This is a genomic window from Pseudoalteromonas maricaloris, from assembly GCF_024746855.1.
In the GTDB taxonomy this organism is placed as follows: Bacteria; Pseudomonadota; Gammaproteobacteria; order Enterobacterales; family Alteromonadaceae; genus Pseudoalteromonas; species Pseudoalteromonas maricaloris.
This window is the reverse complement of sequence record NZ_CP024625.1, coordinates 3,847,051-3,862,933: the sequence shown is the minus strand read 5'-3', so window position 1 is coordinate 3,862,933 and position 15,883 is coordinate 3,847,051. Positions and strand designations below refer to the sequence as shown.

Genomic DNA, 15,883 nt, shown 5'->3' with positions numbered 1-15,883 from the left:
GCGGTTTGCCTCGGTTAAATTAGCGTTAATGTAAATGCTCACTAAGCATGAACAAGTTTTATTATGATGTCGAACAACATGCGTTTAATGACGCTTAACCCATTGCCTCTTTACGAACGAAGTGGAGATATGCCGCGAGACTGTCTTGCCATAGCGTCATGGCTTCTGTGAGCTCATCATGGCAAGATTTACCATCCAATAAACGGCGCTCTGCTTTTTTCAAGTTTGAGCCATAGCGATTAAATCCGAGTTGTAAGGCGGTGCTGGCTTGACGATGAAGCTGTCTGATGCATTGATCTTCGTCCTGCTCTAATAGCTGCTGAATATGGATGAGTTTATTACGAGCCGACAACACAAACTCGTTGTAAATCGAAGAGACTTCATCTTCACTAAATCCAGATTTTAGGGCGTTTACAGCCGTTTCATCGTATAGGATATCGGGCAATTCTACGCTGACATTGGCCTTTTTCGGAGACTGCGACTCACTAAGCGCTTGGCGTAATTTCTCTTGCTTTATCGGTTTGCCAACAATATCGCGAATGCCGAGTGCCAAGTATTCTTTTACCTCATCTGGACTGAGGCTGGCAGTAAAGGCTAGAAAAGGGGTTCGTTTGTTTTTATGCTCACAATTTTGTAGCTGCTTTAATACTTCTTGCCCGGAAAGATCGGGTAAGTTCATGTCTAACAACACCACATCGAAATGGTGCTGTATTAGCATCTCGATGGCGCTTTTACCATTGGTTGCCAATTTAACCTTATGCTCATCTTCTGCCATAAACTCAATAGCGATTTTTTGGTTGAGATCCAGGTCTTCTACCAACAGTACTTTCAGACCAGTGATACAATTATCGTGCTGCGGGCGCTGCTCCACTAAGCTCAGTTCACCAATGTTTAGCAGTAAATCAAAACTGAATGTACTGCCTTTGTTAAGCTCACTTTGAATATCTAGCTGTGAATTCAGACGGTTGAGTAGGCGACTGGTAATGGCAAGCCCCAAGCCTGTGCCACCCTTAACTTTACCCGCACTACTTTGCACGTATGGCTCGGTCAGTTTATTAATATCTTCACTATCAATACCTGGCCCTGAGTCCGTGATACTAAAGCGCACTTTATGCTCAATTTGTTGGTCTTTTAAAATCTCAACTTTGAGCTTTACTTCCCCTTTATCAGTGAACTTAATAGCATTACCAACGAGGTTGATAAGAATTTGTCTCAGCTTTTGTTGGTCAAAGTAATAGCACACCTGATCGGGCAGCTCGTACACCAATTCAAAGTGCAGCTTCTTTTGCTCCGCAAGCGGGCTTAACAATAAGCAAAGGTTTTGTAGCCAACTTCTAAGCTCAACGTCCTCTTCGTACAAGGCTTCATCACTTTGCTCCAAACTGGCGTAGTCTAGTACTTTATCAATCAGTAAGTTTAGCGATTCAGCAGAGTTTACGATGGCCTCACAGTAGGCCTTGTTGCGACTATCTCTGGTGCGTCCCAGTACGAGTTGGGCGCTGCCTAAGATGCCGTTAAGCGGAGTCCGTATCTCATGACTGATCGTTGATAAAAACATACCGCGTAGCTCAAGGTCTTGTTGAGCCTTCAATGCTAATTTATTAAGGTTTTGTTCTCTTTGCTCGTTACATAACAGCGCCATACCTGTTGCATAAAAAATAGGTGCAAGAACGCCATTGAAGAAAATAGTGATGGTAAACCAGTTCTCTTTGAAAAGCGTGAAATGCGTTACTTCTCCCATTAATAGGGTTCTGCCGGTAAATATCACCAATATAATAAGTAAAATGGTGATATAGACTATGCTGCCGTTAGGGTATTTATTTCGTGCAAAGCGGCTAAAGAAATAGAGCAGGAGTGTCGCTTCAGCTAAGTGTTGTAAGTCCGAGATAAGGATCCTATCTCTCAAGTTTGGAGAGAAAATACTGCTGTACATCAACAAAATGAAGAGCCCAGCAGTAACGCCGAGAAACACTTTAAAAGATGGGCCTTTAACCCCTAAAAATTGCCTTATCGCCATGCAGTGGATAATGGAAGCCGCAAACAGCAAGGTATTAGCAATGGGAATAGTTTCCCAGTTGTCAAAATAGCCGTGTAATGCAAAGGAAGAAATCGCACAGAGCAAAACCAGAGGGTAAAAAATATAGAGCAGCGTTCCGGGTGTGCTTTTATTTGCTCGCCACGTTAAAAAGGTAAGGAGCGCCATCATTGCTGTCATGACGAGACTAGTTAGGTAGAGGGTTTTTGGGTCGAGCATGTACCTAAGGCTGCTTTCAGTTGCGAAAAACTTAGCATAGAGGTATTCGCCAAGGCAGTAAAGCCTGTATGACGCAGAAGCCTCGATATCGCGATGTCAGCGCTGTCTTTCCCCCACTGACTTGCGTCAGCAGGTTAAAGACAGATGAAGCTTAGCGGATCTCGTCAGGAATATTCTGCTGAGCCCACGAAAGGAGTTCGATACGGTTACGACATTTGGTTTTACGAAATGCACTGTACAAATGCGTTTTCACCGTATGTGGACTGATATTTAGCTCTTCAGCGATCTCTTTGTTTTTCGCACCCTTACTCATCAGCGCGATAATTGCTTTTTCTCGCTTAGTGAGTTTCACAGGTTCGATATCACCTTCGGTTAGTTTATGTAATGCATCTTTATTAAATTGCAGCATGCGATTTAACACATTACACATCACGTCACGGCGATACCACAGTTGATCTTCAAGCAACAAACGGATCCCTTTCATTAGCACGTCGGCATTATCTGTCGTGTAGAAGACACCACGAATCCCGCTTAGCAGCGCACGATTGGCCAGCTCTGGGTTTTCATCTAAGTTGAATAGTACGATATCGCATTTGACTTTGAGGTTGACTAGTTGTTCTTTTAATTTACCCCAAGAATCGTTCACTGCGGTTTCGATGAAAAGTAATCGAGTGCCTTCAGGCACATCTGAGATATCAGTTCCAGTTGTAACATCCAACCCTTGGGTTTTTAACAAAGGTTGTAACACATTGATACCAATGGTGTTAACCGGTTCTTTATCTAATAACAAAAAAGCACTACTGCTCATTTTAGGACACACTCTAATTTTTCCGATTTCTCAATGCTAACATGGGATTCAGACCTTTTGTATTAGAATTTTTAGTACAAGATAGAGAAATCCGCTATATAACAAAGTGAAATAATAAATCGAAATTATGTACAGAATATGTATTGAAATGTAATTTGTTGAAATAAGTAAGCTTTTAGCATTTTCTGTTAATAACTTACTTATTTACATTGCTTAACAGAGAATAATCTAAACTGGTACTTTCTTCGTATTTTGATAAGGCGGCCAGCCCATTTCTTTTCCAGCTAATACATGTAGATGAAGGTGATATACGGTTTGACCACCGTGATCATTACAGTTCATCACTACACGATAACCATCTTCTGCAAAGCCGTGCTCTTTCGCTAATTTGGCTGCAACAACATACAAATGACCAACAAGATGAGCATTTTCTTCAGTCACGTCGTTGATGGTCGCAATTGCTGTTTTAGGAATAACTAAGACGTGAAATGGCGCTTGTGGATTAATGTCTCTAAACGCGAGTGCTTGTTCATCTTCGTAAACGATGTCTGCTGGGATCTCTCGATTAATAATTTTGGTAAAAATAGTTTCTGAACTCATGGTCCTTCCTTATCTGCATATTGAATTGCTCTAGCATAGCTAACTCTCGAGGAGACTCAATAGATTTGATGCGTTATCCCGCTGCGCATCAATTAAAAGGGTAGAGATATAAGCAGGTATGCAGTAATCTCATCAAGGTATAATGATTTGGTACTCACGAAGGAGTGAATAGATGCGCTTAAAATATACGCTTGCGACCGCTGTTTTACTGTTGTCACCGCTTTCACAGGCCGCGTTGCTAAGTTTTCCTGAAGAAATTATTCCCTTGCAAGTTGATGATAAAACCATTGAACACTCATTCTTCTCCAAAGTGCGAGAGTTGGACTTAGCAAAAGGTGAGTATGCGGTCAAAATGCGTTACACCGACTTGTATGAAGTGGGCTATGACGACCACGAAACCATAGAGTCGAAGCCATTTTGGGCAAAAGTAAGTATCGATCAAGACGGCGAGTATCAGGTTGAATTTAACCGACCTGACAATGTGGTTGCGGCAAAGGCATTTGCAGATCAGCCGTTGATTATGTTGCAAGCACCCAATGAATCGTTAGCGACAACATTGGTGGTGACGCAAGAAAGACCAAGAGTAACGACAACGATAGCAAGTGAGCATTCAACACCCACTGCACCACGTTATTCAACGCCAAGCACTGCCACACGAGCAATTACGCCAGCACCTGTAGCGCCTAAATCAGCACATCCAGATGTGGTTGGCATGTTGGACTATTGGTGGCAACAAGCAACCCCAGAACAAAAACGGTTGTTTTTAGAAAAAATAAAGGGCAATTAAGCCCTTTATCTGAATACGTCTTAATGTGATCTGTTAGTCTTTATTAACGGAGCTCAATCAAATTGGACCGTTGTGTATGTGCCGGAAACGAACCCGCAGGCGTAACTCGTTTTCGGCCCAAAAAAAGCTAGAAAATTTTGCTCAAAGGGGTATCAACGGTTCTGAGCGAATATTGCTTAGTCAGCATAAATTCGACGATATGTTTTAAAAATGGTGAACGAGTTCTCATTGAGTTAGCTCTAAAAAAACTGTATTTATATACAGCGCAGCCGTATTTCTCCTATAGTCAAGAAAACGACCCATTGGGTCGATATGAAATTGTTAGGTATCAGAAGGAGCGAAGATGAAGTTTGAATTTGGAGATCTATATAAATTTATAGTATCTCTAGGTGTAGTGTTGATAACCCTATCTATTTTGGCTCCTTGGTTGTTTCTAAAGGAGCCTTTCGATCTATTCCGACCAGAATCAGAGATAAACGCACTATCAGATGTGGCCAAGGCGGTAGTAATTAAAGGACAGTATGCCGTTTCGTTTATTGTTAGCTTTATTCCATGGTTCTCCTCAATCGGTTCTATTGTGGGAATGATATTTATCTTCCTTGGCTTGAAAAACTGGAGGAAAAACCAGCTTCATCTTGATGAACAAACAAGGCTCGATGTCGAAATAAAAAAGCAGTCACTTCGCGATGCAACCAAAGATGAAATAGAAGAAAAAGAAACATCAGAGTATGAAAGTCTTCAGGTTGCAGAATCTGGAAATTCTGAGTCCTACATTGTTAATTCATTTAGATTGCAATACTCAAAAGTGGAAGAGCTTGTCTACGTCAAGTTATCAAAGGTATATGGTAATAAGTTCGACGTTAGTCACAACAAAATGGTAGCGAACGTTGAATTGGATATATTGCTTCGTGGTAAGGCCCTGTTAACTAGGGACTATATAGTTGAAGTTAAATATATAAGAAAGGGGTTTAATTTCGGCTGGCTTCGGGAAGTATATTTAAAAAATATTTATGCGAAGAGCGTATATTCTCAGGTGACAAACAGGCTGCCTAATACACTTCTCCTCATTATTATTGATTCAGAGGCTTACAATGAAGAAAAGTACAATCGATTAATAAATCGACTTACTGCAGAGTCTGAAGGTCGAAAAGGAAAAGACCAAGTTTGCATAATTACGAAACAAGAGCTTATGAGCATTGATGATAAAGCGCTTGAAGAAAGGTTGGCAATCTATGCCTAACAAACGCAAGCGCGCGGAACAATCTTCCGCTGCGCTCCAAATTGTCCGGTGTTGCGGACGTTAGCTTTCATCGAACATCTATCAAGGATTCAGGTAATAAATGTTTATAAAAATAGTTAAGACGTTTTTGATCGCACTGTCTTGCATAATCACACTAGGAGTTGTTAACGCTTATGTGTTCGTTCCTGACCTTCAGCGACATGGCGAGATCGTGGCCTATCGAGGAGGGGGAAGCGCAGTTAATTATGAAAAATTAAATAAAACTGGCTGTACCGCCCTTTCAATAAAAGCATCAAACATCAATTCTGTTGAGAACACACTAGAAGCAGTGGCTTCTTCCGTTGCAGCCGGAGCTAACGTAATTCATCTAAATGTTCACAGAACTCGTGATGATCAACTGGTTGTTTTTCATGACTGGACGTTAGATTGTGCTACAAACGGGTCTGGGCCGGTACATAAAGCATCATTTGAGCAGTTGAAAAGTATTGATGCAGGATATGGATATACGTTTGATGATGGTGCGACTTTCCCATTTAGAGGAAAAGGTTTTGGGATCTCTAAGTTAGAGGCGTTTTATAAACGGTATCCAAAGCATGAGTTTTGGTTAAACCTAAAGGATAACGACATACGTTCATTCGAAACTCTATATGAGTATCTATCTGGAAAAAAATCTAGCCATATTGTAATTACCTCTTCAAAAGGTATGGAGTGGTTTCGAAACAAGGATTCATCTTTACGGTTAGCAAGTGTTGGTAGTGTAAAGAGTTGCGGAATAAATTATCTTTTAGTTGGATGGGCAGGATTAGTTCCTGAGTCCTGTAGGAACACCATTCTTTTTATACCTCCCTCGATGACAAAGTATTTTTGGGGCTATCCTGAACGCCTAGCATCAAGATTACAAAGCTATGGTTCGGATGTTTATCTATGGTCTCGACATGAATCGATCACCCAATCCTACGATGACGTTGTCGCATCGGGTATTGGAGTTATTACTAGTGATCTTGATTTTATTCGTGCAACACAAGCTAACAAACGCGTCAATCAGGGCGCTCGCTAGCTCGCGCTTATTACGCGGGCATTTTAGGCTAATAGGCAATACATCTGATATAATCGTTCATAGAACTTCAAAATTTAAAAATAGAACTTCTAAGTGCTTTACAGGGCGAAAGGCTTCATCTATAGTTCTCTTGTACTTCAATGAACCAAAAGAGAACTCCTATGAACGCATATATATTACGTTGTAAACCACACGGCTTTAACCGTGAACAAGAATTTCTTGATGGGCGCATCAGCATAGGCTGGCCTTGTGGCACTTCTTTAGCTAACAAATCTCGTGAAGAAGTTGCTAAAACTCTGGCTGGAAGATATGCAGACTTATCAGAAATTTCGGTTTCTATGGTGAATTTGTTTGTAGATATGCCTGCAAACTCAATTGTATTAACACCTTCAATTTCAAATAAAGCACTGATACATATTTTTAAAACAACGAGTGTGTATCAATATGACTCTGATGCTGACCAAGAAGATGTTGGTAATCCACACTATGTAACTGTCGAGTTATTGAAAACAGTTTCTCGCGCAGATTTACCGCCAGCGGTAATACGTTCTTTATCTGGTGCTCGAAAGACCTTATCTCAGATATCTCAGCACTATGATTTGTTAGACGATTACATCGTGTCTGGCTTTGAAGCAGAGTCGGCTCCTGAAGTCACGTGTTCAGGAAATAAAGCAGAAGCGTTGAATGTTCTCTATGAGCTATTAGCTAGTGAAAACGAAACAATTCGTTTAAATGCTGCAATTGCTATCCTAAACAATGAGAAAAATTAGCCTAACAAAGCCATTAAACCAAGGACCTAAAACGTTTTTATCCAAAAACGAGCTAGAGCGAACGTCTACTGTTCGCTCATAACTGCAGGGTAGGTGAAATATCAACCTAATCATCAAGGCTGTAGAGTCAGATATGAGCCACTACACTTTAACAATTAAGTTTATATTTTGATTCGGCCTACTTTTCGAAAGCACGCTTCATAAAGTTAGGTGTTGCTAATGCACCTTTATGAATACCTGTGTTGTAGTACTCAGTATCAAATGTTGCGTTATCAACGTCTTGCTCGCGGAATCCGGCAAACTTTTGATCTTTACGCGCCATTGTTGCTGACCACAGGCCGCTTGGGTAGATTGGCTGTGGGAAAGGCAGGGTTTGCAGATCAACAAAGCCTACTTCCAACATTGCATCGCGCATTTCTAGTAGCAACGGCATGTGCATCAGTGGTGATTCACTTTGCTGGATCATGATACCACCAGTGCGAAGCGCTGCTAAACAGCTCTTGTAGAATGCGTGGTTGAATAAACCTTCACCAGGGCCAACAGGATCGGTGCCATCAACGATGATAACGTCGATAGACTCTGCTTCGGCTTCACGCATATATTTGATGCCATCATCAAACATCACAGTTGCGCGAGGATCGTTATTAGACTCACAAAGCTCAGGGAAGTATTTCAAAGACATTTGCGTCACAACTTCGTCGATATCAATCTGCGTTACTTTTTCAACGCCAGGGTGCTTTAATACTTCACGCAATGTGCCACAGTCGCCGCCGCCAATGATCACAACATTTTTAGGTGCTGGGTGCGAGAATAGCGCCGGGTGACTCATCATTTCGTGATAGAAAAAGTTTTCACGCGTGCTCACCATAGTGCAACCGTCAATGATCATCAGGTTACCAAAATCCGTCGTTTCAAACATTTCTACTTTTTGAAATGGTGATTGGATTTCGTCTAGTTTTTTGTTGACTCTAAGTGAAAAAGCGCTGCCATCGCGGTCGCTAATTTCTGTAAACCAACGGTTTGCTTCTAAGTTTGCCATGATTGTGTTCACACTTGATAAAAATTAAGGCAATTTTGCCAGTGCTTGCGCCTTTGCTCAATCAATTTTAGTCAACATTTTGTACTTTGCCTCATATTAGTCCTAATCAAGCATGGGCTATTTATCAGGTTTGTAAGCTAATGAAAACGCAACTTTAGGTCGCATTGACTAGCCTCGCGTATTAGAATGAAGCTTTATAAAGAATTAATTGAGAGCAGCAATGACTTGGGGTCTGCAAACAGCACGTTCTATCTATAACGTTACTCACTGGAGTGACGGCTATTTTGATATCAATGAACAGGGCCAGTTAGTGGCGTTTCCTGATGGTGATCGCACTAAGCCACCAATTCTTCTTCCAGAGTTAACTGAGCAATTTAAAGCACAGGGGCTAACTTTGCCGGTTTTGGTGCGTTTTACCGACATTTTAAAACATCGTGTCGATACCTTGACTCAAGCATTTACTGCCGCACGAACTCAACGTGATTACCAAGGTCAGTACACTTGCGTTTACCCAATAAAAGTGAATCAGCAGCGCTCGGTTGTCAGCAAGTTATTGGCTCATCCAAGCGGTCTTGTTGGCCTTGAAGCCGGTTCTAAGCCTGAGTTGATGGCAATTTTGGGTGTGGCACACCAACCTATTACCATTGTCTGTAACGGTTACAAAGACAGTGAGTTCTTGCGTTTAGCTTGCATCGGTCAAGCGATGGGCCATCAAGTAAACATAGTCGTTGAAAAGCTCTCTGAACTGGATACCTTATTACAAGAAATCGACGATTTAGGCATTGAACCGTCGATTGGTATTCGTATTCGTCTTAATTCAGTTGGTAAAGGCAAATGGCAAAATACTGGTGGTGAAAAAGGCAAGTTTGGTCTTACTGCTAGCCAAGTGCTGCAAGCGGTTGAGCTACTTAAGTCGCATAATCGTTTGCACTTAATGCAGTTGGTACACTTCCATATCGGCTCGCAAGTTGCCAATATTCGCGATATTCAACGTGCGCTTAAAGAATGTGCGCGTCACTATGCTGAGCTATACCAACTAGGTGTTCCGCTGCGTATCGTTGATGTTGGCGGTGGCCTAGGAGTGGACTACGAAGGCTCAGGTTCTCGTAGTTCATGCTCCATGAATTATACGGTGGCGGAATACGCTAAAAATGTGGTGCATGCTTTTCATGATATTGCGGAGCTCAATAGCATTCCGCATCCGGATATTATTACTGAATCTGGTCGAGCATTAACTGCCCATCACGCGATGCTGATCACGGATGTGATCGACGTAGAAAAAGCGCCAAATCAAGTCGAACCGGTGCAACCACAAGATACCAGCCCACTAGTATTACAAGAGTTATGGCATTCGTTGTCACAATTAACCCCTCGCATGGCCTTAGAAACTTATCATGACGCTATGCACTTGTTCAGCGATGCACACGACCAATACGTGCATGGTTTGATCAGCATGCAAGAGTGGGCGCAGCTTGAACAGCTTTACTTCACGACACTTCATAAAGTGCGTGAGTGCTTAAATGAGAATGCGAGAGCACACCGAGAAGTATTAGACGACCTCAATGAAAAGCTGGCTGATAAACTGTTTGTGAACTTCTCGTTGTTCCAATCACTGCCGGATGTGTGGGGTATTGACCAGCTATTTCCGGTGATGCCTATCGACAAGCTCAATCAACCGTTGACGCAAAGGGCGATTATTCAGGACATTACCTGTGATTCTGATGGTCAAATCAACAGTTATGTTGAGGGTGCGGGTATTGAGTCAAGTCTACCCATTCCAGAGTATGTGCCGGGAGAGCAATATCACGTTGCGATGTTCTTGGTGGGGGCCTATCAAGAAATATTGGGTGATTTACATAACTTATTTGGTGACACAGACTCAGTACACGTTGAGCTTTGTGATGAGGGTTATAAACTCACTAATGCAATCAAGGGCGACAGTGTTGAAGATGTACTGCGCTTTGTTCATTATGACAAAGTGGTGCTATCTGAGAACTACGCACAGCAAGTCGCGGCCTTGTCGTTGCCAGAGTCAATTAAAGCTCAGTATCTACAAGAGTTAAACGCTGGACTTGAAGGTTATACTTACTTCGAAGATTGATTTTCAAATAGTGAAATGGAATAAATTATAGCCGACCAACTGGTCGGCTTAATTGTGTGTGATTTTCAAGGTATGATACAGCTCTGCCGTAAAACACGATGAGGGAATGAATGTCGTTTATTCGTAAAGTGATCAGCATCTTGCTGTATGCCGTTAACACTATATTTTGGTTTATACCGATCTTTATTTGTGGCTTGATTAAGCTCCTGCCCATCCCACCATTGCAAAAAGCCATGAGCTATATTGCTAAAGCGTGCGCGAGTAACTGGGTCGCGTGTAATTCAGTGAGCCAAAACCTCATTGCGCCGTATACGCTCAATGTTAGCGGATTGGATGAGCTAAAACGCAAAGACTGGTACTTGGTTATCGCTAATCACCAAAGTTGGGTGGATATCTTAGTGTTGCAGCGAGTGCTTCATGGCAAAATCCCGTTTTTGAATTTCTTTTTGAAAAAAGAGCTGCTGTACGTACCCGTGCTAGGCCTTGCTTGGTGGGCGCTCGATTTTCCTTTTATGACGCGAACCAGCAAGTCGCAATTAAAGAAAAACCCTAAATTGCGTGGTAAAGACATAGAAACGACGCGAAAAGCATGCGAAAAGTTTAAAACAATGCCAGTGAGTATTGTAAACTTCGTTGAGGGTACGCGTTACACCGAATCCAAGCATAGTAAGCAGAAAAGCCCATTCACACACCTGCTTAAACCAAAAGCGGGAGGCATCGCATTTGTGATGCAGGCCATGGGTGAGCAAATCAGCAAAGTGGTGAATGTCACCATCCATTATCCCGGTGGTGTACCAACTTTTGCAGACTTTATCGCTGGTAAAGTGAAGTCAGTAGATGTTCAGGTGGAAGTAATGCCGGTCAGTGCAAACTTGGTCGGCGACTACACGAATGATCCCGAATTTAGAGTGCGTTTCCAATCCGAATTAAACGCCTTGTGGCAAGCCAAAGATGCACAACTTGTGGAGCTTGCCGATAAAAAGTAGTAGAAGGATGTTGTGATGTTAAAACAAATACTACCTAAGTGGTTTCTCGGGCTATCGGCCAGTGTGTGGCTGCTGGTGAATACCTTTGTATGTGGTTTATTGGTGCTATTGTTTGGCATCATAAAATTGCTTGTGCCAGTTAAGTTTATCTCTACAGCACTGCACTTTTTTTACGGTATGTGGTGTAAAGGCAATTACCTTGGTTTGCGTATCGCGTGCGACAAAATCCAAGTGGGCTTGCCAAAAGAATTACACGCTCAAGGGTGGTATTTATTAATTTCCAATCATCTTAGCTGGCTTGATATCGTTGTGCTTAGTGCCATGGAGGTACTACCTGCACCTAAATTTTTCCTAAAAGATGAATTAAAGTACGTGCCTTTCATTGGTACTGGTGCATGGGCTATGGGCATGCCATTTATGAAACGTGCGAGTAAAGCGCAGATCGCCAAAAATCCTAAGCTTAAAGGGATGGATGTAGAGCGTACCAAAGCCAGTTGTCGCAATTTTCGTGATCATCCCACAACGGTAATTAATTTTGTGGAAGGTACTCGTCATACTAAAGCCAAACATGCGCATCAAAATAGTCCGTTTAAGCATCTGCTCAAACCAAAGGCGGGTGGTGTAGCGTTTGCCCTTGAAGTGTTATCTGAGCAACTTGACGGCATGCTCAACGCGACTTTGGCTTATGAGTTAGAAGGTGAGCATATTTGCCGTGCATTTACGCTTGGACGCTTGGACGCAATTGATGTAAAAATAGACTACATCGCGATGGAGAAAGTGCCGCTTGGTAACTATCAAGCCGATAAAGCTTATCGTGTACAGTTTCAATCTTTTATGAATGAAGTTTGGCAACGCAAAGATTGCCAACTCGAAGCGCATTGGCTGCATTCGACTGAGCCAAATGACACGCTCAATGAGGAGCTAAAACAGCTATGAAGTTTGATCACCTTCATGATGTCGTTCAACCGTGGTTAAAAGAGTTACCGCAAGGCACTGTGATCAGTGCGTTATTCACCAACGGTGTCGCGGTTGTTGGGTTATTGTTTTTATATTGGGTGATCCGCCGTTTAGTGCTACCCAATGTAGAAAACCTCGCGCGCCATATTTCACCACGTAAAATTGGTCACCTAGCCCCTCAGTTAAGTAAATTTAGCGGCCGCTTTGCCTTTGTATTGTGTTTACTGGTTTTTTCCGCCTACCACGAGCGTCTATTTGTCGCGCCAGCTTGGGTGTTTATCGTGATGGAAACACTGGTGTACGTCATGTTGGTGGTGGCATCTGGGTTTTTATTTAGCAGTTTAGTCAATTTAGGTAATGGCGTTTATAACCTCTTTCCATTCGCCAAAGAAGTGCCGATCCAAGGGATTATTCAAGTAATTAAGTTACTGATATTTATAGTTTGTTCTATATTGGTGGTCAGTATCTTGGTGGATAAATCACCGACTTATATTCTTTCTGGTTTTGGTGCTATCGCGGCAGTCATTATTTTGGTATTTAAAGATACGATTTTGGGATTGGTTGCGAGTATTCAAATAGCAGCCAATCGACTGGTAACCACTGGTGACTGGATCCAAGTTGACGCATTTGGTGCAGACGGCGAGGTGATAGATCTGGGTTTAAATACCGTTAGGGTACGTAACTGGGATAACACCGTCACCACCATACCAACTTATATGTTGATCTCTGATTCATTTAAAAACTGGCGTGCCATGCAAGAGTCAGCAGGACGTCGCATCAAACGCGCCATTCATATTGATTTTACTAGCATTGAGTCGTTGGCTGAGCAAAAGCGAGCGTTGCTAACCGAGCAATATCCACTACTGGAAAAGCTTGACGATGTACCAAGCGATATCACCAATTTAGGCTTATTTAGACGCTATGCAGAGGCCTACTTGAAGCAGCATGATGCCATTAATCAAGATTGTTTATGTATGGTCAGGGAGCTTGCCCCCACGCAGCATGGTTTGCCTCTGGAGTTTTACTGTTTTAGTCGCGATAAACGCTGGGTGTTTTATGAGCATCTACAAGCCGATATTTTGGACTACATGCTAAGCGTAATGCCAGCATTTGGGTTACGTCCATACCAAAGTGTGAGTGACTACTTTGGCGCACACCGCGTGAAAGTGCGCGCCGGTAGTAAACCTGACGCAACTGTAGAATAATCACCAAGGCCACAGAAAGGTGGCCTACACACTTCCAGCGATAACCCCAAACACCATAAAGGCAATAAGCAATTGCCATATCGCGGGCTTTAGCCATTTAAGTGCTGCAAAACCTAATATCACCGCGATGATATCGAGCAAACTATGCACCGCAGAAAGCCAAATTGGTTGATAAAACGCAGCGGCTAAAATTCCCACAACACCGGCATTTAAGGCCGCGCTGATGCTTGCAAACCTTGGCAATGCAATAAGTGATTGCCACTGTTGGTTAAACGCCCACATTAACAGTAGGCCCGGCAAGAAAATAGCGAGCGTTGCAATTGCTGCGCCCAAAATGGGATGGGTATTATCGACAACGGTGCCTAAAAAGCTTGCGATGGTAAACATCGGCCCTGGAATGGCTTGCGCGGCAGCATAAGCTGTTAAGAAGGTTTCTTGCGCGACTCCCTCAACACTAGTTTGTAGTAGCGGCAGCACGACGTGACCGCCGCCAAAAACTAAAGCACCTGCCTGATAAAACTCGGCAAATAGTTGATTTGGTAGCGCGGCAAAGGTTAACGCAAATAGGCCAATAAAGAGCGCAAATACAGACCAGTTGATTTGGCTTTTTGATTGACTCGGTTTACTTGGCGCATTGCTGAATGAGTAAAAGTAACCAGCAACGACAAGCACCATAAGTACACCCAATTGTGCGCTTAAGTTCGGCAGCATCAACAGCGTGAATGTGGCGAAAAATGCGACGAATTTGAGTGCTGTGGTTTTACAAAAGCTTTTCGCCATACTCATTACCGCATCGGCAACGATGACAACAGCAAACAATTTCAACCCATCGATGACATTCAACGCAGTGCCCGAAAGCTGCTCAGTGGTTAATGCCAGCATGATCATGAGCAAAAAAGACGGTAGCGTAAACCCTAAGAAGGCGGCGATCCCTCCTAGTATTCCAGCTTTTTCTAAACCAATCGCGAATCCAACTTGACTAGACCCCGGTCCTGGCAGTATTTGTGACAGACTGATCATACTGGCATAGCGCTCGTTACTCAGCCATTTTAAGTTATCGACAAAGTGTTTTTTAAAGAACCCAAGGTGGGCTGCAGGTCCTCCAAAGCTCGTACATCCTAATAACAAAAACTGGTAAAATATTTTCAGAAACATAGTGTACCTTGTGATATTGTTAACCTTATATCTTCACAATTTTATATGACATATTTATGACTTTTGGCGCGAGTGCGCCTCAGTTGGATAAGTATTATGCGAATGACTTTTTTATCGCCGTGTTTACTTTTTTTGTTGGCGAACTTCTCTTGTTTTGCTCAGCAAATTAATGTCGCTGTTGATCATGCGCCACCGTATAGCATTATTGAAGACAATGGTGAAGTGCAAGGTTTAATCTTAGATATATTGGCAACGGTGCAGGCTCAGGCTGGTGTTGATTATCAAATAAATGCCGTTCCCTGTCCTTTCTCTCGCTGTATGCGGATGATAGCGCAAGGTGAGGTAGACGTCATGGGTGGCTTGATCCGTACGCCTCAACGAGAAAAGTTAATCGACTTTGTCGAACCCGCCTACATGGCGCTGACATCTTCGTTTGTGTTCTATGCTAAGCAAGACAGCGATATTCGGGTGGAACAATATACGGATCTTTATACCAAGCGGATTGCGGTGATGCGTGGCGGCGTTTTTTACCCTCGCTTTGATGAAGACCGTCAACTCAATAAAGTCCCAGTGTTTAGTGAGCAAGTGGCGTTTGATTTATTGCTTAAAGGACGTGTTGACCTTGTGATCGCAGTTGAAGACACCGCTGAGGTGGCGATGGAAGTGCTTGGTCAGCCCATTGAAAAGTTGAAAAAAGTCTCCTATCACCACGCTCAGCCGATTTATGGCCATATGGCAATGAGCAAACGCTTCAGCGGCACCGAGCTTGCGCAAACCATTCGTTTAACGATGAAGCAATTGGCTGAGAGAAAGCAGCTTGATGCTGTGGTTGCAAAATATAAACTGCCACCAGTTTCTGAGCATATAAGCGACTTAGTCCCTGCTCATCCTTAAAAAAACCAACAAGGCTTCAGCCAGAGTTAA

Annotated in this window: 14 protein-coding genes; 9 read left to right on the top strand and 5 right to left on the bottom strand. The window is 42.8% G+C overall.

The genetic code is table 11. The features are described 5' to 3' along the window. Positions 1-94: 94 nt before the first annotated feature. The 3 genes from CTT31_RS17175 to CTT31_RS17165 all read right to left on the bottom strand — a co-directional run bounded on the left by CTT31_RS17175 (position 95) and on the right by CTT31_RS17165 (position 3,662). The gene (locus CTT31_RS17175; RefSeq protein WP_039493436.1) at positions 95-2,254 is read right to left on the bottom strand and encodes an ATP-binding protein; all 2,160 of its coding nucleotides are present in this window, start codon (positions 2,252-2,254) and stop codon (positions 95-97) included. 151 nt (positions 2,255-2,405) lie between these two features. Beyond that, the gene (locus CTT31_RS17170; protein WP_010376437.1) at positions 2,406-3,062 is read right to left on the bottom strand and encodes a helix-turn-helix transcriptional regulator; all 657 of its coding nucleotides are present in this window, start codon (positions 3,060-3,062) and stop codon (positions 2,406-2,408) included. Between the two features lie 228 nt (positions 3,063-3,290). After that, positions 3,291-3,662, bottom strand: a complete 372-nt coding sequence (locus tag CTT31_RS17165) for a histidine triad nucleotide-binding protein (protein WP_010376435.1) — start codon at positions 3,660-3,662, stop codon at positions 3,291-3,293. 172 nt (positions 3,663-3,834) lie between these two features. Between CTT31_RS17165 and CTT31_RS17160 the strand changes: the two genes are divergently transcribed. The 4 genes from CTT31_RS17160 to CTT31_RS17145 all read left to right on the top strand — a co-directional run bounded on the left by CTT31_RS17160 (position 3,835) and on the right by CTT31_RS17145 (position 7,516). Next, positions 3,835-4,449, top strand: coding sequence for a DUF2057 domain-containing protein (locus CTT31_RS17160; RefSeq protein ID WP_260491637.1), 615 nt, complete (start codon positions 3,835-3,837; stop codon positions 4,447-4,449). A 343-nt stretch (positions 4,450-4,792) separates the two neighbouring features. Then, positions 4,793-5,689, top strand: a complete 897-nt coding sequence (locus CTT31_RS17155) for a hypothetical protein (protein ID WP_260491636.1) — start codon at positions 4,793-4,795, stop codon at positions 5,687-5,689. Between the two features lie 100 nt (positions 5,690-5,789). After that, the gene (locus tag CTT31_RS17150) at positions 5,790-6,746 is read left to right on the top strand and encodes a glycerophosphodiester phosphodiesterase family protein (protein ID WP_260491635.1); all 957 of its coding nucleotides are present in this window, start codon (positions 5,790-5,792) and stop codon (positions 6,744-6,746) included. A gap of 161 nt (positions 6,747-6,907) precedes the next feature. Beyond that, on the top strand, positions 6,908-7,516 hold the full coding sequence (locus CTT31_RS17145) for a hypothetical protein (RefSeq protein WP_260491634.1): 609 nt from the start codon (positions 6,908-6,910) through the stop codon (positions 7,514-7,516). A gap of 178 nt (positions 7,517-7,694) precedes the next feature. Here the strand turns inward: CTT31_RS17145 and speE are convergent, their stop codons facing one another. Then, the gene (gene speE / locus CTT31_RS17140) at positions 7,695-8,555 is read right to left on the bottom strand and encodes a polyamine aminopropyltransferase (RefSeq protein WP_010378188.1); all 861 of its coding nucleotides are present in this window, start codon (positions 8,553-8,555) and stop codon (positions 7,695-7,697) included. A 220-nt stretch (positions 8,556-8,775) separates the two neighbouring features. Between speE and speA the strand changes: the two genes are divergently transcribed. The 4 genes from speA (at position 8,776) to CTT31_RS17120 (ending at position 13,804) form a co-directional block, all read left to right on the top strand. Further along, positions 8,776-10,656, top strand: a complete 1,881-nt coding sequence (gene speA / locus CTT31_RS17135) for a biosynthetic arginine decarboxylase (RefSeq protein WP_130165100.1) — start codon at positions 8,776-8,778, stop codon at positions 10,654-10,656. A gap of 110 nt (positions 10,657-10,766) precedes the next feature. Continuing rightward, a complete protein-coding gene (locus tag CTT31_RS17130; RefSeq protein WP_010378193.1) occupies positions 10,767-11,642 on the top strand; it encodes an acyltransferase in 876 nt (291 codons plus the stop codon). A 15-nt stretch (positions 11,643-11,657) separates the two neighbouring features. Further along, entirely contained in the window at positions 11,658-12,578 is a 921-nt protein-coding gene (locus CTT31_RS17125; protein ID WP_069023587.1) for an acetyltransferase, read from the top strand. Further along, entirely contained in the window at positions 12,575-13,804 is a 1,230-nt protein-coding gene (locus tag CTT31_RS17120; protein ID WP_211858813.1) for a mechanosensitive ion channel family protein, read from the top strand. Before CTT31_RS17125 ends, CTT31_RS17120 begins: the two co-directional genes overlap by 4 nt. A 24-nt stretch (positions 13,805-13,828) precedes the next feature. Here CTT31_RS17120 and chrA read toward each other — a convergent pair whose 3' ends face one another. Continuing rightward, complete coding sequence (gene chrA, locus CTT31_RS17115) at positions 13,829-14,959, bottom strand: chromate efflux transporter (RefSeq protein ID WP_260491633.1); 1,131 nt, start codon at positions 14,957-14,959, stop codon at positions 13,829-13,831. Between the two features lie 102 nt (positions 14,960-15,061). Between chrA and CTT31_RS17110 the strand changes: the two genes are divergently transcribed. Then, positions 15,062-15,853, top strand: coding sequence for a substrate-binding periplasmic protein (locus tag CTT31_RS17110; RefSeq protein WP_260491632.1), 792 nt, complete (start codon positions 15,062-15,064; stop codon positions 15,851-15,853). Positions 15,854-15,883: the final 30 nt, after the last annotated feature.